19 protein-coding genes are annotated in these 19,549 nt (G+C 72.6%); 11 read left to right on the top strand and 8 right to left on the bottom strand.

Features of this window, described 5'->3' with window-relative positions:
• Positions 1 to 254 precede the first annotated feature (254 nt).
• The 3 genes from HNR23_RS17650 (at position 255) to HNR23_RS17640 (ending at position 3,678) form a co-directional block, all read left to right on the top strand.
• Positions 255 to 1,622, top strand: a complete 1,368-nt coding sequence (locus HNR23_RS17650; RefSeq protein ID WP_184076895.1) for a cystathionine beta-synthase — start codon at positions 255 to 257, stop codon at positions 1,620 to 1,622.
• Positions 1,623 to 1,813: 191 nt separating this feature from the next.
• Entirely contained in the window at positions 1,814 to 2,449 is a 636-nt protein-coding gene (locus tag HNR23_RS17645) for an acyltransferase (RefSeq protein ID WP_343070604.1), read from the top strand.
• A gap of 83 nt (positions 2,450 to 2,532) precedes the next feature.
• The gene (locus tag HNR23_RS17640; protein ID WP_184076893.1) at positions 2,533 to 3,678 is read left to right on the top strand and encodes a cystathionine gamma-synthase; all 1,146 of its coding nucleotides are present in this window, start codon (positions 2,533 to 2,535) and stop codon (positions 3,676 to 3,678) included.
• Positions 3,679 to 3,780: 102 nt separating this feature from the next.
• On the opposite strand, the gene HNR23_RS17635 is transcribed toward HNR23_RS17640, so the two are convergent.
• Together HNR23_RS17635 and HNR23_RS17630 are read right to left on the bottom strand one after the other, a co-directional pair.
• Entirely contained in the window at positions 3,781 to 4,233 is a 453-nt protein-coding gene (locus HNR23_RS17635; RefSeq protein WP_184076891.1) for a DUF6292 family protein, read from the bottom strand.
• 90 nt (positions 4,234 to 4,323) lie between these two features.
• Entirely contained in the window at positions 4,324 to 4,599 is a 276-nt protein-coding gene (locus HNR23_RS17630; RefSeq protein ID WP_184076889.1) for a hypothetical protein, read from the bottom strand.
• Positions 4,600 to 4,852: 253 nt separating this feature from the next.
• Here HNR23_RS17630 and HNR23_RS17625 point away from each other — a divergent pair, with 253 nt between their 5' ends.
• Positions 4,853 to 5,659 (top strand): GntR family transcriptional regulator, encoded by an 807-nt coding sequence (locus HNR23_RS17625; RefSeq protein ID WP_184076887.1) that lies wholly within the window; start codon positions 4,853 to 4,855, stop codon positions 5,657 to 5,659.
• Positions 5,660 to 5,922: 263 nt separating this feature from the next.
• Complete coding sequence (locus tag HNR23_RS17620; protein ID WP_184076885.1) at positions 5,923 to 6,492, top strand: UTRA domain-containing protein; 570 nt, start codon at positions 5,923 to 5,925, stop codon at positions 6,490 to 6,492.
• A gap of 54 nt (positions 6,493 to 6,546) precedes the next feature.
• Here HNR23_RS17620 and HNR23_RS17615 read toward each other — a convergent pair whose 3' ends face one another.
• Positions 6,547 to 8,358, bottom strand: a complete 1,812-nt coding sequence (locus HNR23_RS17615; RefSeq protein ID WP_184076883.1) for a vWA domain-containing protein — start codon at positions 8,356 to 8,358, stop codon at positions 6,547 to 6,549.
• Between the two features lie 35 nt (positions 8,359 to 8,393).
• A complete protein-coding gene (locus tag HNR23_RS17610) occupies positions 8,394 to 9,824 on the bottom strand; it encodes a sigma 54-interacting transcriptional regulator (RefSeq protein WP_184076881.1) in 1,431 nt (476 codons plus the stop codon).
• 275 nt (positions 9,825 to 10,099) lie between these two features.
• Here HNR23_RS17610 and HNR23_RS17605 point away from each other — a divergent pair, with 275 nt between their 5' ends.
• Together HNR23_RS17605 and HNR23_RS17600 are read left to right on the top strand one after the other, a co-directional pair.
• Positions 10,100 to 11,260, top strand: a complete 1,161-nt coding sequence (locus HNR23_RS17605; RefSeq protein ID WP_184076879.1) for an FIST N-terminal domain-containing protein — start codon at positions 10,100 to 10,102, stop codon at positions 11,258 to 11,260.
• A gap of 137 nt (positions 11,261 to 11,397) precedes the next feature.
• Positions 11,398 to 12,927: a hypothetical protein gene (locus tag HNR23_RS17600; protein ID WP_184076877.1), complete on the top strand. Its 1,530-nt coding sequence runs from the start codon at positions 11,398 to 11,400 to the stop codon at positions 12,925 to 12,927.
• On the opposite strand, the gene HNR23_RS27240 is transcribed toward HNR23_RS17600, so the two are convergent.
• The 4 genes from HNR23_RS27240 to HNR23_RS17580 all read right to left on the bottom strand — a co-directional run bounded on the left by HNR23_RS27240 (position 12,924) and on the right by HNR23_RS17580 (position 15,379).
• Positions 12,924 to 13,523 (bottom strand): RDD family protein, encoded by a 600-nt coding sequence (locus HNR23_RS27240; protein ID WP_184076875.1) that lies wholly within the window; start codon positions 13,521 to 13,523, stop codon positions 12,924 to 12,926. The genes HNR23_RS17600 and HNR23_RS27240 overlap by 4 nt on opposite strands.
• Complete coding sequence (locus HNR23_RS26895) at positions 13,520 to 14,062, bottom strand: RDD family protein (RefSeq protein ID WP_246421788.1); 543 nt, start codon at positions 14,060 to 14,062, stop codon at positions 13,520 to 13,522. Before HNR23_RS26895 ends, HNR23_RS27240 begins: the two co-directional genes overlap by 4 nt.
• A 134-nt stretch (positions 14,063 to 14,196) precedes the next feature.
• Entirely contained in the window at positions 14,197 to 14,697 is a 501-nt protein-coding gene (gene greA, locus HNR23_RS17585; RefSeq protein WP_184076871.1) for a transcription elongation factor GreA, read from the bottom strand.
• A 268-nt stretch (positions 14,698 to 14,965) separates the two neighbouring features.
• Positions 14,966 to 15,379 carry a DUF4307 domain-containing protein gene (locus HNR23_RS17580; protein ID WP_184076869.1) on the bottom strand — a complete coding sequence of 138 codons (414 nt, stop codon included), beginning with the start codon at positions 15,377 to 15,379 and terminating at the stop codon, positions 14,966 to 14,968.
• A 170-nt stretch (positions 15,380 to 15,549) separates the two neighbouring features.
• On the opposite strand from HNR23_RS17580, the gene mca reads away from it, so the two are divergent.
• The 4 genes from mca to HNR23_RS17560 all read left to right on the top strand — a co-directional run bounded on the left by mca (position 15,550) and on the right by HNR23_RS17560 (position 19,546).
• Positions 15,550 to 16,428: a mycothiol conjugate amidase Mca gene (gene mca / locus HNR23_RS17575; RefSeq protein ID WP_184076867.1), complete on the top strand. Its 879-nt coding sequence runs from the start codon at positions 15,550 to 15,552 to the stop codon at positions 16,426 to 16,428.
• 4 nt (positions 16,429 to 16,432) lie between these two features.
• Entirely contained in the window at positions 16,433 to 16,717 is a 285-nt protein-coding gene (locus HNR23_RS17570; protein ID WP_184076865.1) for a hypothetical protein, read from the top strand.
• Between the two features lie 48 nt (positions 16,718 to 16,765).
• Entirely contained in the window at positions 16,766 to 18,751 is a 1,986-nt protein-coding gene (locus HNR23_RS17565) for a thioredoxin domain-containing protein (protein ID WP_184076863.1), read from the top strand.
• Positions 18,752 to 18,895: 144 nt separating this feature from the next.
• Positions 18,896 to 19,546, top strand: coding sequence for a hypothetical protein (locus HNR23_RS17560; protein WP_184076861.1), 651 nt, complete (start codon positions 18,896 to 18,898; stop codon positions 19,544 to 19,546).
• Positions 19,547 to 19,549: the final 3 nt, after the last annotated feature.

The raw sequence follows: 19,549 nt of genomic DNA, 5'->3' as shown, positions 1-19,549 counted from the left end.
CCCGGTGCCCCGGCGATCTCCCGGCATGTCGTCCGAGGGTGTGATCACGTTAGGCTGCACAGACATACGGACCCAACCGGTCCGTCCACGGCAATTGGCGGCCGTGACCAGGACGGTTCGCGAGATCCGCGGCTGTCACAGGCATCGTGAGTGAACCGGGTCCCGCGCGCCACGCGGGCCGTCCGGGGCGGGCCACGGCGATCTGCGGCACCCGGGCGCGAACGAGCGATCGTTGAAGGGGACGAAAAGATCTGATGCGGGTGCACAACTCACTGATCGAGCTGGTCGGCGACACTCCGCTGCTGCGGCTGAACAAGGTGACCGAGGGGCTCGCCCCCACGGTGCTGGCGAAGGTCGAGTACTTCAACCCCGGCGGTTCGGTCAAGGACCGGATCGCGCTGAAGATGGTCCTCGACGCCGAGGAGAAGGGCCTGCTCAAGCCTGGCGGCACCATCGTCGAGCCGACCTCGGGCAACACCGGTGTCGGGCTGGCGATCGTCGCGGCCGAGCGCGGCTACCGCTGTGTGTTCGTCTGCCCGGACAAGGTCGGCACGGACAAGCTGGCGGTGCTGCGGGCCTACGGCGCCGAGGTCGTGGTCTGCCCGACCACGGTCGCGCCCGACCACCCCGACTCCTACTACTCGGTGTCGGACCGGCTGGCCGCCACCATTCCCGGCGCCTGGAAGCCCGACCAGTACACCAACCGGAACAACCCCCTCTCGCACTACGAGAGCACCGGCCCGGAGCTCTGGGAGCAGACCGAGGGGCGCATCACGCACTTCGTGGCCGGTATCGGCACCGGGGGCACCATCAGCGGCACCGGCCGCTACCTCAAGGAGGTCTCCGGCGGCAAGGTGAAGATCATCGGCGCCGACCCCGAGGGCTCCGTCTACTCCGGCGGTACCGGCCGCCCCTACCTGGTCGAGGGCGTCGGCGAGGACATCTGGCCCGAGACCTACGACACGGACATCTGCGACGAGATCATCGCGGTCAGCGACAAGGACTCGTTCCTGATGACGCGCCGCCTCGCCAAGGACGAGTCGCTGCTGGTCGGCGGTTCCTGCGGGATGGCCGTGGTCGCCGCGCTCAAGGTGGCCGCCACCGCTGCGCCGGACGACGTCATCGTGGTGCTGCTGCCCGACGGCGGGCGCGGCTACCTCACCAAGATCTTCAACGACGAGTGGATGGCCGACTACGGCTTCCTGTCGCAGGAGACCGAGGAGGCCACCGCCGCGCAGGTGCTCGGGGCCAAGGGCGCCGAGCTGCCCGACTTCGTGCACGTCCACCCGCACGAGACCGTCGGCGAGGCCGTGGCGGTCATGCGCGAGTACGGGGTCTCCCAGCTTCCCGTCCTCAAGGAGGAGCCGCCGGTCATGGCGCCCGAGGTCGTCGGCTCGGTCGCCGAGCGCGACATGCTGGACGCCCTGTTCAACGGGCGCGCGCAGCTCGCCGACCCGATCGACAAGCACATGAGCGCGCCGCTGCCGCTGGTCGGCTCGGGCGAGCCGGTCAGCCGGTGCGTGCAGCTGCTGCAGACGGCGGGCGCCGTCGTGGTGCTCGTCGACGGCAAGCCGGCCGGTGTCCTCACCCGCCAGGACCTGCTGGCGCACCTCTCGGCGTAGGCCGCCCCCCGGAGGGGCGCCGCCGTCGCTCCCGGCCGCCCCTCCGGCGCCGTCGCCGAACCTCCCCCCGTTCGGGGGCGCCACCTGGGCGTCCCCGCATCCCGAGCCGGATGCTATTACTGTTCACCTCATCATTACCGGCCGGTAGATACCTCCGGCGGGGCGCTGAACGAAAGAACGCAGGGGATAGGGTGTCGCGACTGTTGTCCTGGATGGTGCGCGGGGTGTGGTCGTGGGCCCGGCGCCACGCCCAGATCCGCGCCGGGTCCCGCGCCGCGCGCAGGTTCGCCGCGTTCGGCACGGGCAGCTCCATCGCGTTCCCGCCCGCGACCGTCTTCGGCGAGCCCTGGATCGAGATCGGCGAGCACACCTTGATCGGCGGCGACATCACGCTGACCGCCGGGATGGTGCCCGGCCTCGACCTCGGCGCCGCACCGCTGGTGCGCATCGGCAACGGGTGCACGATCGGGCGCGGCTCGCACGTCGTCGCCCACACCTCCATCGACATCGGCGACGACGTCTTCACCGGCCCCTACGTCTACATCACCGACCAGAACCACGTGTACGCCGACACCGAGGTGCCGGTCGGCCGCCAGTGGCCGTCCGACGAACCCGTGGTCATCGGCTCCGGCACCTGGATCGGCACCAACGCGGTGATCCTGCCCGGCGCGAAACTCGGCCGCAACTGCGTGGTGGCCGCGAGCACGGTGGTGCGTCCGGGGGACTACCCCGACCACAGCGTCATCGCCGGGATCCCCGGCAGGGTCGTGCGCCGCTACGATCCCGACGCGGGCTGGGACCCGCCCCTGCGCGGCAGCGCCGCCTGACCCGGATCGGCCCCCCTCCGCCCGAGATCATCGGGGGGAGTCGCGCGGGGCGGCGCCCGGTTCGCGCGGTTAGTCTGGGTGCCATGACGTTCGACGGGTTCGAGACCCTGGCCATCCACGCCGGGCAGGAAGCAGATCCCGGGACCGGCGCGGTCGTGGTCCCGATTTACCAGACGAGTACCTACACCCAGGACGGCGTCGGCGGTCTGCGCGGCGGATACGAGTACTCCCGCACGGGCAACCCCACCCGCGCCGCCCTGGAGGAGTGCATCGCCGCCCTGGAGCAGGGCACCCGCGGGCTGGCCTTCGCCTCCGGCATGGCCGCCGAGGACACCCTGCTGCGCACCATCGCCGCCCCCGGGGACCACGTGATCATCCCGGGTGACGCCTATGGCGGCACCTTCCGCCTCTTCTCCAAGGTGCTGGAACGGTGGGGGGTGAAGTGGGAGGCCGTCGACCAGACCGACCCCGAGGCCGTGCGGGCGGCGATGCGGCCCGAGACGGTGGCGATCTGGACGGAGACCCCGACCAACCCGCTGCTCAACATCACCGACATCGAGGCGCTGGCCGCGATCGCCCATGACGGCGGCGCCCTGCTCGTCGTCGACAACACCTTCGCCTCGGCCTACCTCCAGCAGCCGCTGACGCTGGGCGCCGACGTGGTCGTGCACTCCATGACCAAGTACATGGGCGGCCACTCCGACGTGGTCGGCGGCGCCCTGGTGGTGTCCGACCCAGAGCTGGGCGAGCGCGTCGCCTTCCACCAGAACACGATGGGCGCCGTGTGCGGGCCGTTCGACGCCTGGCTCACGCTGCGCGGCATCAAGACCCTGGCGGTGCGGATGGACCGGCACTGCGCCAACGCCGAGCGCATCGCCGCCGAGCTGTCCGGGCACCCGGCGGTCGGCCAGGTGCTCTACCCGGGACTGCCCGAGCACCCCGGCCACAAGGTGGCCGAGCGGCAGATGCGCGGTTTCGGCGGCATGGTCTCCTTCCGGGTCCGCGGCGGCGAGGAGGCCGCGCTGAAGGTGTGCGACCGGACCCGCGTGTTCACGCTGGCCGAGTCGCTGGGCGGGGTGGAGTCGCTCATCGAGCACCCGGGCCGGATGACGCACGCCTCCACGGCCGGGTCGCCGCTGGAGGTGCCGGCGGACCTGGTGCGGCTCTCGGTGGGTATCGAGTCGGTCGACGACCTGGTCGCCGACCTGCGCAACGCCCTGGACTTCTGACACCGCGCCGTTCCGGCGCAGTGCGCACATGACGGTGGCCGCGCCCTTCCGGATGGTCCGGGGGACGCGGCCACCGCCGTTGTCACCGGCTCGGTGCCTGGCTCACCCTGCCGGTTCGCGCCCCCGCGCGTAGGCGGCGAGACGCCCGTCCAACGCGTCGCCGTAGTCGCGGAAGGAGCGGTACCGGGGCCGCTGCACGGCCCCTTCGATGGCTCGGTGGAGAACCCTGTCGACGAGGTGCGCCACGTGCGCGGGGGCCGGCAGCAGCCCGGCGGCGAGGTACCTCGTCAGGTGGAGGGGGACCCAGCCGTTCTCGTCCATGGGGCCGTACCTCCAGCCGCTCTCCTCGTCCCAGACGAAGCGGAGCCGGCCGCCGTCGTGGCCGCGGACGATGACCGTGGCGTCGCGCGGGTCCATGGGGTCGTTCCAGTGGTCGACGACCGCCACGCCCCGAGCGGTCAGCTCGTGGGCGATGGCGTGGACGTAGGGTTCGGGGAGGCGGACCCACTCGGGCGAGTAGGGCACGGGTGCGGAGGGAGGGCCGTAGTCGCTCACGGCGCGGTCCTTTTCGGTGGGGTGGTCCTGCCGGTGTGTCGCGGATGTCGGGGGATGGGCGTGTGCCGGGGCGGTCGCGGGGCGGTCCGTTCAGGCCGCGGTCCGCGCGTCGCCCGCGGGGTCGTCGTCACTGTCCGTCGATCGGTCGGTCGGGGCGGGCCGCGGGGCTGCGGCGCCGAAGCGCAGCCCGGAGAGGCTGCGTCCCGCTCCGGTGAAGAAGCGGCGGTCGTCACCGTCGCGCAGTGCCTGGTAGCGGCCGCGGTCACCGCGCTTGATCCCGATGGATGCGGCGAGCAGCAGCCCGAAGACGGCGCTGAAGAAGGCGACCAGAACCAGCACGAGGCTCATTCCGAGGGCCCAGGGCATGAATCCCCTCCTCTCGTTTCGTGCGGACGCCCGTCCTGCGCCCGTACGACCTCGGGACCGCTCAGGCCCGAGGGGAGGAATGACCCACTCCACCGGTTGACCTCGCGTGTTCGGGACCCAGACGCTTATTCCCTCTCCTGTCCGGCTTCATGCGATTCATTCCTACAAGTCCCACCATGCGCTCAGATAAAGGGAGAGTCAAGTCTTCTGGGTAGAATCATGGGAACGAATCGGCGAACGGTTGGGAGCGGACATGGCCCGGCATTTGGAGATCGCCCATGACCTCATGGAGGAGATCGACGAAGGCCGCTACGCCCCCGGCGCCGCACTCCCCACCGAAGATCAATTGATGAACACGTACGGAACGTCGCGCAATACCGTCCGGCGCGCCCTGCGTGAATTGTCCAGCCGGGGGCGGATCGACACCCGGCAGGGCAGCGGGAGCACGGTCCGCAGCTACCGCCCGACCGTCCATCTCGCCTCCTCGGCCAAGGGGGAGCCCGACGACGAGCGGTACACGCGCTACGTCGAGCGGATCAGGGACGAGCAGGGGGTCGAACCGACCCAGCGGCTTCGCGTGATCGTCGAGGCGGCCACCGGAAAGCTGGCCTGCCTCATGGACCTGGATCCCTCCGAGGCCGCGGGGTTCGTGGTGATCCGACGCTGCGACCGCTACATCGGCCCCCGGCTCTGGCAGCGCCAGCTCTCCTACTACCCCGACTTCATCGCGATGGACCGCGGCAGGGGATCGGCGCTGATGCAGCCGGAGGACATCCCCCGCGGTACCCGCGAGCTCCTCGCCGAGATGGGCTATCCCCAGACACGCTCGTGGGACGTGGTCGGAGCCAAGATGCCGTCGCTGAAGGACTCCGCCCTGTTCGGCATCGGCCCCGGCACCCCGCTGCTCGTGCACGACCGCATGGCCTACTCCGGCGACACCCCTGTCCGGTTCACCAAGACGGTGATGCCGGCCGACCGCCACCAGCTGCTCTATTTCGAAGGGGATATGACGCAGGAATCGCTGAGCAAGGCGACCGACGTCAATATCTACGATCACTGACCCGCGATTTCCGCCACCGCGGCCGACCCACCGGCGAAAACGCGACCCGAAAGCCGACGGAAGGGGACCAGTTCCACCCCCGCCACCCCGAACGGAACAGGACCGCCCGTCCGACCTGCGCATTCGCGCCGGGTTTCGCCGGAGCGGAACGACCGGTCGCACAAGGTAAGGAAAAAGTGCGCTCGGTGATCGTTCGCGTCGTGGGGGGAAAGGGGTATAGGACCACCGTTCACCCCCGAACACCTGAGGAAAAGGTGGTCCGAGTGACCGAGGAATCCCCTGCCTTTCGGTATCCGGCTGCCCGGGAGCGCGTGCGCGACGGCGCCGACAAGATCGGCTGCGACGCGCTCGACCAGTTCATCCGCGACGCGGGCCGACGCCCCGGCAAGGAACTCCGGGTGAGCCGGCAGGCCCCCCTCCCCGAGCCGATCGCCGACCGGCTCGCGGCCCGGGACGCCGTGGTGCGCCGCGCGGTCCGGCTCATCGACGACCGGCCCGTCTGCGTCGAGACCTCCTACTACCCCGCCGACCTGGCCGCCGGCACCGAACTGGAGTCGGCCCGGGACATCCCCCGCGGCACCATCAGCGTCCTGGCCGAGCACGGCCACCCGCAGGTCGGCTACCGGGACGAGGTGGCCGCCCACGTCCTGGACGCCCCGGAGGCCCACGACCTCGAAGCCGCGGCCGGCACTCCGGCGCTGAACGTGGTGCGGACCGTCTGGTCCCGTGACCGCGTCCTGCGCGTGACCACCACGGTCACCCCGATGGGCGGCGACCTCGTGCTGTGCTACGACATCGGCGCCCCGGCCCCGGTCGGCGACCGACCAGGATGAGCATGGCGCGGCGCGGCGATTCGGTCCGTTTCGTCCCGCCGGGCGCCATGGTCATCACGGCAGCGCCCGCCGCCGGGTCAGGAAGTCGCGGATGACGCGGGTGCCGAACACGGCGGGGTCGGGCCGGACGACGGTGCCGCCGTTGCGGTGCGCGACCTGGTCGGCGAAGGCCCGCAGCCGGGGGTCGTCGGTGAGCAGGACCGTGTGCAGGCGGGCGCCGCGGCGGGTCATGCGGTCGACCTCGGCGAGGGTGGCCGCCGTCGTCTCGGCCGACGGGGGCCAGCAGAAGGCCGGGGAGCCGTCCCGGGCGATGTGGGCGGTGGGTTCGCCGTCGGTGACGACCACCACGATCGGCGCGAAGTCCGGGTGGGTGTCCAGGTGGCGCCCGGCCAGGGCGAGGGCGTGCTGCAGGTTGGTGCCCTGCACCCGGTTCGGACCGAGCTCGGCCAGGTCGCGGCCGGGGATCTCGCGCGCGCGGTCGTCGAAGCCGATGACGCGCAGGGCGTCCTGCGGGTAGTGCGTCGCCACCAGCGTGTGCAGGGCCATCGACGTGCGCTTGACGGCCGCCCACAGGCCGCGCCGGACCATCGAGTAGGACAGGTCGACCAGCAGGCACACCGCAGCGGCCGTCCCTTGCTCACACTCGGCGACCTCGATGTCCTGCGGGTGCACCCGCAGCGACCCGCCGCGCGCCGACCGGCCCCGGGCGACCGCGTTGCCCAGCGTCCGCACCACGTCGACGGGCCGCTCGTCCCCGGGCTCGGCGGGAAGGGCCCGGCCCGTGGGTTCTCCGGCCGCGCCGACCGGCGGCGCGCCGGGGCGGTCGGCGCCGCCGTGCCCGCCCGGCCGCAGAAGCCGCGGCGGTGTGTCGGCGAGCACGTCGCGCAGCGCGGTCTCGCCGAGCCGCCGCAGCGCCCTGGGGGTCAGCCGCACCCGGTTCTTCGGCCCGTCCAGGTAGCCCGCCTCCCGCAGCCCGCGCTCCAGGGAGCGCAGCCGCGCGACGGTGTCGGCGGCGTCCGGGCCCAGCGCGCGGAGCACCGCCTCGTCGTCGATGTCCGCCAGGTCGGCCCCCGGATAGTCCTGTCCCAGCGCCGCGTCCAGCTCACCGAGGTCGGCCAGCTTCCGCACGGCGGACGCCGCCTCGACCAGGCCCAGCGCGTCGAGGCCATGCATCGGCCCCGTCCCGGACCAGGAGAGGCCGGGGCGCCGGGACCGCAGCGTGTCGGCCAGCAGCTCCAGGCCGGGGCCCAGGCCGGCGGCGGCGATGGCCCGGTCGGCGAGGGCCGTCAGCTCCGCGCGGTCCTCCGGGGCGAGGGAGTCCAGCATGCGCTGCGCGGCCGCGGCCCGGCGGGCCAGTGCGTCGACGACGCCGCCGAGGTCGCGCGGCCCTTCCGGGAAGAAGTCCCCGTGCTCGGCCATGAACCGGTCGAAGTCCGCCGCGGAGGGGTGGCCCGGCCCGCCCGTGACCAGGAGGGCGTTGAGGGCGGTGAGCATCGCATGCACGCGCTCGACGTCCGGTTCGGGAATCCGCTCCGGGGCCGTCGGCTGGGAGCGGTGGCCCGACGGCCGGTCCGGGATCGGCGGGAGATCGGCGAACCAGCCGTCCGGCACCCCGCCGGAGCGGATCTGCCCGATGCGCTCCCGGACGCGGCGCCGCAGTTCCGCCAGCCCGGCCCCGAAACCGTCGGGCGCAGCGGGCGGACCGTCACCGCCGGCCCCGTGCCGCAGCAGCTCGCGCAGGGCGTCGGCAGGGCGGGCTCCGGCCAGGACGCCGCGCCCCAGTTCGTCCAGGGCGGCGCGCGGGTTCACCGGTGGCGCAAGGGGGTCGGGGCCGCCCTGGTAGGCGGCGTACCGGACGCGGTCCATGCGCATCACTCCCGTCACTCCCGCAGCTCGGCCGCTCAGGTCCGGTAGACCGCGCGGTCCTCCAGGTGCTCCTTGGACAGCCGACGGGTCAGGTAGAGGCCCTCCATGGTGAACTCCAGCACGGCCGCGGCGCGGGCCTCGGGGTCGCCCGAGTCCTGCCGGTCCGGTTCGACGCGCTCGGTCAGGGCGGCCAGCCCGGGGAGCGGGCCGACGCCGCGCAGCAGCTCGGCGGCGCCGACGAGCTCGCCCGCCTCGACCTTGGCGCCGTCGGCGAACAGCCCGGTGAGCGGCGCCAGCGCCGCCTCGTCCACCGTGTCCCGGAACGCCTCGGCCGTGGCGCGGCGCAGCAGGTGGCCCAGGACCTCGGCCTCCCGCCCCTCCTCACCGGCCTCGAACTCGACCTTGCCGGCGAGCGTCTCCACGATCGGCGGCAGGTCGCAGACCCGGGCCACCGCCCGCCGCTCGCCGATGAGCGCGGCGCGGCGCTCGGCCGCGGCCGCAGCGGTCTCCACACCGGCGATGGCGAACCGGGCGGATACCCCGGAGCGGGCGTCCACCGCGGAGGAGTCGCGCACCATGCGGGTGAACCGGGCGACGATCTCCACCAGGTGGCCGGGCACGGTGACGCCGCCGCGGAGTTGCGCCTCCTGGCGGATGAGCGCGGTCTCGTCGTGCAGCTCCCGCGGGTAGTGGGTGCGGATCTCCGCGCCGAACCGGTCCTTGAGCGGGGTGATGATGCGCCCGCGGTTGGTGTAGTCCTCGGGGTTGGCCCCGGCGACCAGCAGCATGTCCAGCGGCAGCCGCAGCGCCAGCCCGCGGATCTGCACGTCGCGCTCCTCCAGCACGTTGAACAGCCCCACCTGGATGCGGGCCGGCAGGTCGGGCAGCTCGCTGAGGCAGAACACCCCCCGGTTCGCGCGCGGAACCAGGCCGTAGTGCACGCTCTCCGGGTCGCCGAGGCTGCGCCCCTCGGCCAGCCGGACCGGGTCGATGTCGCCGATGAGGTCGCCGACGCCGGTATCGGGCGTGCACAGCTTCTCGCCGTAGCGGTCCGCACGGTGCCGCCACGCGACCGGAAGGTCGTCGCCGGCCTCGGCGGCCAGACGCCGGCAGCGGGCGCACACCGGTGTGTAGGGGTGGTCGTTGACCGGGCAGTCGGCCACGACCGGCGACCACTCGTCGAGGAGCCCGGTGAGCGTGCGGATCAGCCGGGACTTGCCCTGGCCGCGCTCACCGAGCAGCACGATGTCGTGCCCGGCCAGCAGCGCGCGCTCCAGTCGGGGTAGGACGGTCTCGGCGAAACCGACGATGCCGGGGAAGCGTTCCTCGCCGGTGCGCAGCCGGGCCAGCAGGTTCTCCCGTACCTCGGCCTTGACCGATCGGTGGGTGTGGCCCGCGGCGCGCAGGGCGCCGAGCGTCGGGGGAGGGTCATCGGGGGCTGTGCGTGCGGATGTGACGGCGGACACGGCGACGAGTCTACGCCCGTGCCGCGCGGGCCCGCGGCCGAACCGTCCGCCCCCGGCCCTCCGCGGCGGTCGCGGACCGGGATGACCTGCGGGGGGATCGGCGGCCGCATCGGCGGCGTCACCGGCGGCGATAGCGGGGATAAGGGGGATGACGGCAGCGGCGTCCGTATCTGATGGACTGAGCGGGGTAGCGGGGAGAATAGGACGTCTGAGGATCCGCAGTAGGGTCCAAGAGTAGGCGAATGGGCCCGATGACGATGTGAGGTGGCGGACGAGTGGCCAGGTTCGGTGATGCTCTGGCGACGGGTGCGGACCTCGTGAGCGCCGCCGAGCGGGCGGTGCTCGCCGCCGTGCGCCCGATTGAGGGCCCGGCGGACCTCATCTGCTTCTGGATCAGCGGTGCCGACCAGGAGGAGGTGGTGCTGGCCGCCGAGCGCGTCATGGCGCTCGCGGACGGCGCGGTGACCATCGGCTGCACCTCCGGCGGCGTCATCGGCGGCGGCCGCGGCGTGGAGGACCAGGGCGCGGTGAGCGTGTGGGCGGCCCGGATGCCGTCGGTCACCATCACCCCCTTCCGGCTGGACACCGTGCCCGACGGCGACCACCTCGCCGTGGTCGGCATGCACGAACCGTCACCGGTCGACCAGGCGGCGCTGCTCCTGGTGGACCCCTACGAGTTCCCGACGCAGGCGTTCGTCGAGCGGTCCACCGACGCCCTGGGCGGCCTGCCGTTCGTCGGCGGGCTCGCCAGTGGCGCGCACGGGCCGGGATCGGTGCGGCTCTTCGCCGACGGCGAGATCGCCGAGTGCGGCGCCGTCGGGCTGCTGCTGGGCGGTTCGGGGATCGTCGGCACGATGGTCAGCCAGGGCTGCCGCCCGGTGGGCCCGGCCATGGCGGTCACCAAGTCCGACGGCAACATGATCCTGGAGCTCGCCGGTGCCCCCGCCTACGAGCGGCTGGAGCAGCTGATCAACGCGCTGCCGCCGGAGGAGCAGGAGCTGGCCGCACAGGGCCTGCACATCGGCATCGCCATGGACGAGTACGCCGACCGCCACGAGCGCGGGGACTTCCTGGTGCGCTCCGTGGTGGCCGCCGACCCCGAACTGGGCACGATCACCATCGGCGACATGGTGGAGGTCGGCCAGACGGTGCGGTTCCAGGTCCGCGACCGCGACACCGCCGGCACCGACCTGCGCGAGCGGCTGCGCATGTTCGACGAGGACACCGACGGCCGCAGCGCCGCCGCACTCCTCTTCTCCTGCAACGGTCGCGGAGCCACGCTGTTCCCCAGCGCCGACCACGACGTCCGGATGGTCCGCCAGGCGCTCGGCATCGACGCCGTGGGCGGCTTCTTCGCGGCGGGCGAGATCGGCCCGGTGGCCGGCCGCAACCACGTGCACGGGTTCACCGCCTGTCTGCTCACTTTCGAGGCGTGAGCGGCGGGGTTGCCGCGTTGACGACGGCTTAGACCGATTTTTACCCCGGCGTCCGCGGTGCCCGGCGCGCCAATTATGCGACCCCATGTCAGGTAATGCTTACTGAGAGTGGCGCAAAGGCGCCGTTGGGGGTCATCATGTCGCATGCCTGGCTATTGCGCGCCGTCGCGGTCGCCGCGATCGGAGCGCTCACGCTCGCGTCGCTGCCGGCGGGGGAGCGCGAGGCGGCCGCAGTGGCCCGAACGCAGCCCTACGGTGCGGGCGGGGAGTGGATCGAGGAAGACCTGACCGCCGCCGACCGGGTCGGCGCCGTCCTCGACGGCGACCGCATCCGCGTCCGGCGCGACGGCCGCGACGGCCGCGGGCGCGGCAGCGGCCGGGACGGCGACATGCCGCTGGTGGCGTCCCTGCGCGAATCCGGCACCGGGCGGCCGGCCGACAGGCTCGCCCCCGACACGCGCACGGCGCTGCCGCGCACGCTGGAACGTGAGGTCGGCGCCGCCACGGCCACCTTCCCCGTACACGACCTCGACGACCCCGTGTCCTCCGTCGAGGTCGCGGTGGACGCCGCCGGCGACCCCGCGGGTTTCCGGATCGAGGTGCGCGGCCTGCGCCCGGACGGGATCTGGACCGAGTGGCGGGAGGCGCGCGGCCCGGGCACCGTGGCGCGGCGGACCGGGCCGACGGCGACGACCTCGCGCGTGAACGGCCGGTGGGTCGCCTTGGCCGCACCGGCCGAGGGAGTGCAGGTGCGGGTCGGGATCACCGAGGGCGCCGACGCCGACGCCGCGCTGCACGGTGTCCGCATCCGCCCGGGACCGGCGCACGCGCCCGCCGACGACAGCGAGGCCGAGGACGCGGGCGAGCCGTTCTCGGCGCGGGTCTTCGCCACCCGGATCGGCCTGGTCGGCGGCACCACCGCGAACGGCCACCGGGTCCGCGTGCACGACCATTTCGTCGCGCTGCCCTCACGGCGCGGACTGGCGGCCCGCGGCGGCGGCGAGTACACGGTGCGGGTGTGCACGACGGGCGGCAACCGGCGCTGCGCCTACATGCCGGTGTGGGACGTGGGGCCGTGGAACATCAGGGACGACTACTGGAACGACGGCCGGGAGATGTGGAACGACCTGCCCCGCGGCACACCCCAGGCACAGGCGGCGCACCGCGACGGCCACAACGGGGGTGCCGACGGCTTCGGACGCAAGGTGCGCAACCCCGCCGGGATCGACCTCGCCGACGGCGCCTTCCGGGAGGCGCTGGGCCTGCGGGACAACGCGTGGGTGGACGTCGACTACCTGTGGACCGCCACCTACGCCCACCGCGCCGAGATCGGCACCGCCTCCGAAACCGACCCGGTGATCGTCCGCCCGGGACCGGGTGCGGCCTTCCCGGCCAGCGGGCTGGCCGCGCACAAGGCCAACGTCGACGTCATCTGCCAGGTGTCGGGGGACCGCGCGACCGGCCCGCAGGGGGAGAGTGACGTCTGGTACCGGATCGGCGAGGGCGACTACGTCCCGGCGGCCTTCGTCCGCGGCGGCCACACCGCCCCCGCGTGCGAGGGGCCGGAGGCCGAGGAGGACGGCGGGGCGGAGGCGGCCGAGGAGCCCGCGGAGGACCACTCCCCGGCACCGTCCGCCCCGGACGGCGCCGAGGACACTGAGAACTAGGCGGCGTAGTAGGGCGGAGGTCCGGCCGGGCGGCGGGTGCTGACGACCATGGTCCGCGCCGCCTTGTCGTGCAGCGCCTGGCGGCGTCCGTTCTCGGACCCGGCGAAGAGGCAGTCGACCACCACCCACACGTGCCCGAGGCACAGCACGCTGTGCGGCAGTCCGAAGAGCGCGGCCCGGCCGACGGCCTGGCCCTGCCGCAGCCGCCCGCCGTCCTCGGCACGCACGACCCGCAGCCCCATCAGCAGCTGGCCGAGCGTGCGCCCCCAGGCGATGTGGAACAGCCAGTCGTAGAAGAAGAGCAGGATGCCCCAGCCGAAGAACCAGAGCATCGCCCAGACGTTGTAGTAGTCCTCCGACAGCTGCGCCTCCAGCCCCTCGGGGTTGGCGGCGGAGATGACCAGCGTCACCACGAGGAAGAAGGCGAAGGCGAAGACGGCCAGCACGATGTAGTCGACGATCCGTGCGACCACCCGCGGCCAGAATCCGGCCGGAGCCGGCTCGGGGGTGTGGGCCGGGGCCGACCCGGGAAGCGGCGGGGGACCGTAGGGCGGCGGACCATGGGGCGGGGGCGTGTGCCAGGGAGGAGTGTTCACGGTGTCTGCGGTTTCTCGATCACGATCGTGTCGGCGGTCTTGTCGTGCAGGGTCTGCCGGGCGACGACCTGGATGCCCAGGGCGCGCTTGCCCAGCGTCTGCCCGGACTTGGCGTGGCAGAGCCAGCGGTAGCAGAAGGCGGACGCGAACGCGCCGACATAGGTCAGCAAGAACAGGGGGACCACGACGTACCCCGCCACCGGGCCGTCCCCGGCCACGGCCCCGATGCCCAGGCCGCCGACCGCGAAGACGCCGGCCAAGAGGGCGAAGATGATCACCAGGTCGATCAGGTGCGCGCCCACCCGCCGACCGTAGCTCGCGAGCGCGGGGCCGGGGGCGTATCCGGGGCCACCGGGGTACGGCGTTCCGTACCAGGGCCGGGCGTATCCGTACCCGGACGCGTCCGCGGGTATCGGGCCGTTGGGGTAGGCCGCAGGAAGTGGGCCGTAACCGCCGTACCCGCCGTGCTGTCCCGGTGGAGGCGGGCCGCCGGGTGCGGGATGACCGTGTTTCGGGGCATTCCATGAAGGAGTGGTCATCGCGGCATTATGCCCGACCCCCGCCGACGGTGTGGCCGGGACGGCGGGGGTCGGGGGGAGCGGCCGCATCGCCGGTGTCCCCCCAACGCGGAAGGGGTGGCTCGTGGCCACCCCCTCCGCGATTACGTTGAGGGCTATGCGCCGCCGTAGGGGACGGCGTCGATGATGTCCACCTTCAGGCTCTTGCCGTTCGGCAGGGTGTACTTCGCCGAATCACCGATCTTCTTGCCCGTGATCGCGCTCCCCAGCGGCGACTTGGGGGAGTAGACGTCGATCGGAGCCCCGCTCTCCTCCCGGGAGGCGAGCAGGAACGTGATCTCCTCGTCGTCCCCTTCGAACTTGACGGTCACGGTCATACCGGGGCCGACTTCGCCCGCCTTGCGGGGGGCCTCCCCCACGCGCGCGGTGCGCAGGATGCCCTGCAGCTGCGCGATGCGGGCCTCGATCTTGCCCTGCTCCTCCTTGGCGGCGTGGTAGCCGCCGTTCTCCCTGAGGTCACCCTCCTCACGGGCGGCTTCGATCTTGTCGGCGATCTCGATGCGACCAGGCCCCGACAGGTGCTCCAGCTCCGCCTTGAGCCGGTCATACGCCTCCTGAGTCAGCCAGGTGACGTTGTCATCGCGGGTCTCGGTCACGGGAACTCCCTTTGGTGCGTCTAGTAACTGCGAACCGCCATCCGGCCGCAGATGAACTTACGAGATTATCACCGCGCGCCCTGGGCGGTCCGGCCCTTCGAAACCCCTCACCAGCACGCATACCCGGCACGTGTGGATCCGGTCCGGGCGGTGTGCGGAGCGGGGGCGAAGGCCGGCGGCGGCCGGCGGCGGGGCAGGGGTGGACATCGGCTGGCAGGGGTGGGATCGGCACCGATCCCGGCTCGACGAGGGCTTCTCCCCGAAGGGACTACTCTGACGAAGCTTGTTCCCTGCACGAGGTCACTTCTACCGCCGAAGCCGAACGAACCGTGTCAACGTTGGTGGTGACGCTGCGGTTTCCGGCCTTGACCTCCACGCGGGCCTGCCCGACCTCAACGTGGTGCGCGTCGACGGCCCTGATCACACAGACCGCGGGCTTGGAGCTGTTCACCTGGAAGGTGACCGTGGCCTCATCGGCGGACTCGACCTTCCAGGAGATCACCTGGAAGGCGGCGCCGGTATGGCCCCCGTAGCTCATCAGCGCCGACCCCCACCCCACGGTGAAGATCCCGGCGCCCAGCAGACCCATCAGGAAGATGAACGGCTTGTTCCCGTAGAGACGCCTCATACCCCGGGCCGGTTCGGCGGCGTCGGGCATGGGAGTGGAAGGGCTGTCGGGCATACGGGAATCTCCGAACGTGCGGTCTACGTTGTCTAAGATAGCTCCGTCCTGAGTGACTCCCGCTCCACCCCCGCTCCTCGCGAGTTCGCAAGGCCGGGAGCGCGGTGGCCTGTCGTGGCGGAGCGGTCGATCGCATCTTCCTTCCGCGACTATCCAAGGGGATTCGTCCGTTGTCCGAGCGCTTGCGGCTGATGGCCGTTCATGCCCACCCTGATGATGAGTCCAGCAAGGGCGCCGCGACCATGGCGCGCTACGTCCGTGAGGGCGCCGAAGTGCTGGTCGTCACACTGACCGGAGGAGAGCGCGGCTCCATCCTGAACCCCGCCATGGACCGCCCGGAGATCGTCGCCAACATCGGCGAGGTCCGCCGCAAGGAGATGGCCGAGGCACGGCAGATCCTCGGCGTCCACCAGGAGTTCAGCGGATTCGTCGACTCCGGCCTGCCCGAAGGCGACCCGCTGCCCCCGCTGCCCGAGGGCTGCTTCGCGCTGCAGCCGCTCGACGCCGCCTCCGAACCGCTGGTCCGCTCCGTGCGCTCCTTCAAGCCGCACGTGATGATCACCTACGACGAGAACGGCGGTTACCCGCACCCCGACCACATCATGACGCACAAGGTCTCGGTCGAGGCCTTCGACGCCGCGGGCGACCCGGAGCGCTACCCCGAGGCCGGCGACCCGTGGCAGCCCCTCAAGCTCTACTACCACGTCTCCTTCCCCCGTGCCCGCTTCGAGGCCATCTCCAAGCTGCTGGAGCAGCGCGGCCTGGAGAACCCTTACAAGGAGTGGATGGAGCGCATCGACGAGCGCGACTGGCCCGAGTGGGACATCACCACCCAGGTCCGCTGCGAGGAGTACTTCGAAACCCGCGACCGCGCGCTGATCGCGCACGCCACCCAGATCGACCCCAACGGATTCTGGTTCGCCGTACCCTTGGACGTCCAGCGCGAGGCCTGGCCGTACGAGGACTACCATCTGGCCCGCTCCCTCGTGGACAGCGACATTCCCGAGGACGACCTGTTCGCGGGTGTGCGTGAAGGGGTGAGAGCATAGCGGCATGAAGTCCGCTCTCGTCCTCGCCCAGACCGACGTCGACCTCGACGTCGACGCCATCACCCCCGGGGTGCTCGGGTTCATCGTCATCGCCCTGATCGCGTTCTGCCTCTACCTGCTGATGAAGTCCATGACCAGGAAACTGGGCGGCGTCAAGGGCAAGGAGTTCGACCCCGAGGACGCGAAGGCCGAGGAAGCGCGACCCGAGGAAGCGCAGCCCGAGAAGCGCGAGGAACCCGGGGGCGAGGGCCCCAAGGACGAGAGCGGCCCCGACGACCGCAAGCCCTGACCCCCGCCCCCGGGTGTCGGACCCGCCCTCCTCGGGCAGAGTGGGGACATGTCCGCCAATCGCCTCGCCGACGCGACCAGCCCCTACCTCCTGCAGCACGCCCAGAACCCCGTCCACTGGTGGCCCTGGGGCGAGGAGGCCTTCGCCGAGGCCCGGCGCCGCCAGGTCCCCGTCCTGCTGTCCGTGGGGTATGCGGCCTGTCACTGGTGCCACGTGATGGCGCACGAGTCCTTCGAGGACGAGCCCACCGCCGACCTGATGAACGCCGGTTTCGTCAACATCAAGGTCGACCGGGAGGAGCGCCCCGACGTCGACGCCGTCTACATGGAGGCCACCCAGGCCATGACCGGCCACGGCGGCTGGCCCATGACGGTGTTCACCACGCCCGACGGGGCCCCCTTCTACTGCGGGACCTATTTCCCGCGCGAACACTTCCAGCGCATCCTCCTCGGCGTCTCCCGTGCCTGGGAGCAGGAGCGCGAGGGCGTCGTGGAGCAGGGCCGCCGCGTCGTGGAGGCGCTCAGCGCCCCCCGGTCGCTGCCCAAGGCGGCGCCGCCCGGCCCCGAGGTGCTCGACGCCGCCGTCGCCGCGCTGGCCCGCGACTATGACGCCGTCAACGGCGGCTACGGCGGCGCCCCCAAGTTCCCGCCGTCCATGCTGCAGTCCTTCCTCCTGGCCCACCACGCCCGCACCGGTGACCGGCGCGGGCTGGACGCCGCCGGGCACACCGCCGAGGCCATGGCCCGCGGCGGCATGTACGACCAGCTCGGCGGCGGGTTCGCCCGCTACGCGGTGGACGCGGCGTGGGTCGTCCCGCACTTCGAGAAGATGCTGTACGACAACGCCCTGCTCGCCCGCGCCTACACCCGCCTGTGGCGCACCACCGGCGACGAGCTCGCGCGCCGCGTCGCCTGCGAGACCCTCGACTGGATGGTCGCCGACCTGCGCACCGCCGAGGGCGGCTTCGCCTCGGCGCTGGACGCCGACAGCGAGGGCGAGGAGGGCCGCTACTACGTCTGGACTCCCGAGCAGCTGAGCGCGGTGCTGGGCGACGACGACGGCCGGTGGGCGGCCGGGCTCTACGGCGTCACCCCCGGCGGCACCTTCGAACACGGCACCTCAGTGCTGCAGCTGCGCACCGACCCCGACGACACCGAGCGGCACGCCCGGGTGCGCGCCGCGCTGCTGGCCGCCCGCGCCCGGCGCGTGCGGCCGGAACGCGACGACAAGGTCGTGGCCGCCTGGAACGGCCTGGCGATCGCCGCGCTGGCCGAGGCCGGCGCCCTCTTCGACCGCCCCGACCTGGTGGAACACGCCACTACCGCCGCACGGCTCCTGCGCGACGTGCACATGCGCGACGGCCGGATCCTGCGGACCTCCCGCGACGGCGCCGCCGGCGGCAGCGCCGGGGTCCTGGAGGACTACGGCGACGTCGCCGAGGGCCTGCTGGCGCTGCACGCCGTCACCGGGGAACCCGAGTGGGTGGCCGCGGCGGGCGGTCTGCTCGACACCGTCCTGGACCGCTTCGCCGACGGTGAAGGCGGCTTCTACGACACCGCCGATGACGCCGAGACCCTGTTCAACCGCCCCCGCGACCCCACGGACAACGCGACGCCGTCCGGCTGGTTCGCCGCGGCCGGCGCGCTGCTCACCTACGCCGGGCTGACCGGTTCGGCGCGGCACCGACAGGCCGCCGAGGCGGCGCTGGCACCGGTGTCGCTGCTCGCCGAGAGGGCCGCGCGGTTCGCCGGGTGGGGGCTGGCGGTCGCCGAGACACTGCTCAGCGGCCCCCTGGAGATCGCCGTGGTCGGTCCCGACGACGACCCCCGCACCCGTGGGCTGCACCGCACCGCCCTGCTGCACGCGCCCTTCGGCACCGCCGTGACCCGCGGTGACGGAACCGACGACCGAGGCATCCCGCTGCTCGCCGACCGCCCGCTGGTCGACGGCGCCCCCGCCGCCTACGTCTGCCAGGGCTTCACCTGCGACCTGCCCGTCACCACACCCGAGCGGTTGCGGGAACGCCTGCGCTGACAGCGGCGTTGGGACGGCTACGACCCCGCCCCGGACCGATCTCCGGACGCGCGGCGGGTCGCACAGGGCCGTAGAGGGAATGATCCGCATCGCGGAGCGCCTCCCTCGACGACAGGTTGGCGGACGGGCTGATCCAGGAGTGCGATGACGGAGGACGCCGGGGGGCGTAGGCGGAGCGCGACCGGGCTGGTCGTGCTGGGGACCGTACTGGCGGCGGGCTGCACTCCGCCGCATGTCGACACGCTCCCCGGCCTGGCGCAGCCGGTGGCCTCCAGCACCGACGGCGTCCGCCTCGAATCGGGCGACCAGCCCTACGCGTACCGCAACCTCATCCACTTCGTGCTGCCGCAGGGCTGGTCCTCGACCCGATCCGACGACTGCCTCACACCCCCGGGCGACGTCGACGCCCTGGCCGAGAACTGCCCGATCACGGCGCTGCGCATCGTCCCCGGCGCCGCGCGCCAGGGCCTGATCGACCCCGAGGGCGACGACCTCGCCCGCCGGGACGGGTGGGAGCGTCCGTGGACGGCGTGCCCCGACGGGGAGGTCGTCGAGGGGGAGGAACCCGAGACGGTGACCGCCCTGGGCCGCCGCGGTTTCACCGCGCTCAGCGGGGAGCGGGTGGAGTCCGCGGCGTGGATCCTCTCCTGCGGCGGCGATCGCTTCGACACCCGCGTCTGGTACGTGCCGGAGGTGGACCTGGAGCTCAGCGTCGCGGCCATCACCGACGCCGGGCTCAGCGACGACTACGACGCGATCGCCCGCTCCATGGACCTCTCCCGCTACACCGACTGACAC

It is taken from the genome of Nocardiopsis mwathae (genome assembly GCF_014201195.1).
Classification (GTDB): Bacteria; Actinomycetota; Actinomycetes; order Streptosporangiales; family Streptosporangiaceae; genus Nocardiopsis_C; species Nocardiopsis_C mwathae.
This window is presented reverse-complemented; position numbering and strand designations above follow the sequence as displayed.

Coding starts and splice junctions, on each gene's coding strand:
- HNR23_RS17650 (WP_184076895.1), top strand. CDS start 255: ATGCGGGTGCACAACTCACTGATCGAGCTGGTCGGCGACACTCCGCTG.
- HNR23_RS17570 (WP_184076865.1), top strand. CDS start 16,433: ATGAAGTCCGCTCTCGTCCTCGCCCAGACCGACGTCGACCTCGACGTC.
- HNR23_RS17600 (WP_184076877.1), top strand. CDS start 11,398: ATGTCGCATGCCTGGCTATTGCGCGCCGTCGCGGTCGCCGCGATCGGA.
- HNR23_RS17625 (WP_184076887.1), top strand. CDS start 4,853: ATGGCCCGGCATTTGGAGATCGCCCATGACCTCATGGAGGAGATCGAC.
- HNR23_RS26895 (WP_246421788.1), bottom strand. CDS start 14,062: ATGACCACTCCTTCATGGAATGCCCCGAAACACGGTCATCCCGCACCC.
- HNR23_RS17560 (WP_184076861.1), top strand. CDS start 18,896: ATGACGGAGGACGCCGGGGGGCGTAGGCGGAGCGCGACCGGGCTGGTC.
- HNR23_RS17565 (WP_184076863.1), top strand. CDS start 16,766: ATGTCCGCCAATCGCCTCGCCGACGCGACCAGCCCCTACCTCCTGCAG.
- HNR23_RS17630 (WP_184076889.1), bottom strand. CDS start 4,599: ATGCCCTGGGCCCTCGGAATGAGCCTCGTGCTGGTTCTGGTCGCCTTC.
- HNR23_RS17640 (WP_184076893.1), top strand. CDS start 2,533: ATGACGTTCGACGGGTTCGAGACCCTGGCCATCCACGCCGGGCAGGAA.
- HNR23_RS17580 (WP_184076869.1), bottom strand. CDS start 15,379: ATGCCCGACAGCCCTTCCACTCCCATGCCCGACGCCGCCGAACCGGCC.
- HNR23_RS17615 (WP_184076883.1), bottom strand. CDS start 8,358: ATGGACCGCGTCCGGTACGCCGCCTACCAGGGCGGCCCCGACCCCCTT.